A 1,915-nucleotide genomic window follows, 5' to 3' on the forward strand; every position below is an offset into this window, starting at 1 on the left:
TCGCGGGGGAGTACGGGCGCCTCGTGGGAGCGTACGGGTGCGGGCGCGGCCCGTCCGGCGTGCGCGCCGCCGCCCGAGTCGGTGGTCACGTCGGCGAGCGTGCCGGGGCCGTCGCCCTCGTCCCGTACGCCCTCGCCGTTGTGGCCGCACCCGGTGAGCAGCAGCGCCGCCAGGGTGAGCGCGGTCCAGGCGGCACGGGCGGACCTGGGGCCCCTCTTCGCGGGGCGGCCGGCGGGAGCGGCGGTCACCGGCCCCTCCTTTCGGGGGTGGGAGTGGGGTTCTCGGTGGACGCGGGAGTCGCGGAGTCGTAGGTCGCGCCGTCCAGGAGCGCGGCGACCTCGGCGGCGCGCCGGTCGGATTCGGCGCCGTTGGTGCACAGGGCGGCGTACAGGACCGTCGAGGAGTCGGCCGTCGCGCGCGTGGTGGTGTAGTAGGCGGTGGCGCCCATCCGGCGGCAGCCCACCGGCACGTCGCGGGAGCGTTCCATGGGCGTCCCCGGCGGCAGCGCGTCGGTGCCGCCCTCGCCGCCCGGCAGCCCCCACAGCGAGAGCAGCAGGCCCCCGGGGACCAGCCGCTCCACCGGCTCGCACAGCACACCGGACCCGTCGGACTTCCGCAGATCCGAGCAGGCCTCCTCGTACGGCCTCAGCGGCTGCGCGGCCACATAGCCGGACGGCAGGGTCTTGGTCTTCTGCTCGGCCCCGTCGGGCAGCCGCAGCGCGTCCCAGGAGGCGGGCAGCCGCAGCGCCAGACCGCCGAGCCCGGGGAAGGAGGCCCGCACCCCGGTGGGTTCGGTCACCGCCTTCGGGGACGCGGCCGGGGACACCCGCTCCGGCTCGGTGCGCAGCGCGTCCGGCAGCAGCGCACCCGCCGCCACCAGCGAGACCACCGCGGCGGCCGCGCCCCCGGCGGCCCGGCGGCGCCTGCGCCGCGCCAGCCGCTCGCGCACCTTCTCCAGGCGGGTCGCCGGGACCGGCAGCCGGGGTACGGCCCGCTCCAGCAGGACCCGCAGCGCCCGCTCGTCGTCGTCCGGTCCCAGGGAGCCGGGAAAGCCCTCGTCAGTCACGGCGCTCCTCGGCCAGTACGGGCAGCAGCCCCCGCAGGGTGTGCAGGGCCTTGGCGGCCTGGCTCTTGACCGTGCCCGGCGCACAGCCGAGCACCGCCGCCGTCTCCTCCACGCCCAGGTCCTCGAAGTAGCGCAGCACCACCACCGCGCGCTGACGGGCGGGCAGCGCACGGACGGCCGCCGCCAGCGACTGCTCCAGGTCCACGCCCTCGTACGCGTCGAACGGCCCGGCGGCGTCCGGGAGTTCGCCGTGCGGGACCTCGCCCCGCCAGCGCCGCCGCCACCAGGAGGTGTAGGTGGTCACCAGCGTCTTGCGCAGATACGCCTCGGGGTGGTCGTCGGCTATCCGGTGCCACTTGGGCCACACCTTGGCGAGCGCGGTCTGGAGCAGGTCCTCCGCCAGATGCGCGTCGCCGGTCAGCAGCCAGGCCACCCGCAGCAGCCGGGGTCCCCGGGCGGCGACGAACTCCTCGAATCCGTCGGGTCCCTCGGGGGCCATCGTCGTGTCCTCGTCTGTCTGTCCGGGCTCTCACACCTGTCGAACGCGGTGGGGGGCCCGGCGGGTTGCCCCGGACACGGAGAAGGACCCGGATCCGCAAGGGATCCGGGTCCTTCTCCGTACGAGGAGTGCGTTTCGTCCGCGGGCCGGTGGGGGCTGGTCGCGCAGTTCCCCGCGCCCCTCAGATGCCGCTGCGCGGCAATCCCCTGGGCGGCCCGGAGGGGCGCGCTTGAGGGGCGCGGGGAACTGCGCGAGCAACCCACCACTCACCCGCAGACAAAGACCGGGCTTACTTCTCCGCGGCCTTGGCCGCGACCGGCTTGCGCAGCTGGATGTTCAGCTCGCGCAGA

At 75.9% G+C, this 1,915-nt stretch carries 2 protein-coding genes and 1 pseudogene; all 3 read right to left on the reverse strand.

Annotation, left to right across the window (positions count from 1 at the left end):
• Window positions 1-248: pseudogene (locus A8W25_RS22705) on the reverse strand (hypothetical protein); the annotation flags it as partial.
• Complete coding sequence (locus tag A8W25_RS22710) at window positions 245-1,066, reverse strand: hypothetical protein (protein ID WP_067164443.1); 822 nt, start codon at window positions 1,064-1,066, stop codon at window positions 245-247. The pseudogene A8W25_RS22705 and the gene A8W25_RS22710, both read right to left, overlap by 4 nt.
• The gene (locus A8W25_RS22715) at window positions 1,059-1,565 is read right to left on the reverse strand and encodes a SigE family RNA polymerase sigma factor (RefSeq protein ID WP_067164445.1); all 507 of its coding nucleotides are present in this window, start codon (window positions 1,563-1,565) and stop codon (window positions 1,059-1,061) included. Before A8W25_RS22715 ends, A8W25_RS22710 begins: the two co-directional genes overlap by 8 nt.
• Window positions 1,566-1,915 lie beyond the last annotated feature (350 nt).

This window comes from Streptomyces sp. ERV7, assembly GCF_001653515.1.
Classification (GTDB): domain Bacteria; phylum Actinomycetota; class Actinomycetes; order Streptomycetales; family Streptomycetaceae; genus Streptomyces.

Bases quoted from the DNA above. Each gene is read 5' to 3' on its own strand.
- A8W25_RS22715 (WP_067164445.1), bottom strand. From the start codon at position 1,565: ATGGCCCCCGAGGGACCCGACGGATTCGAGGAGTTCGTCGCCGCCCGG.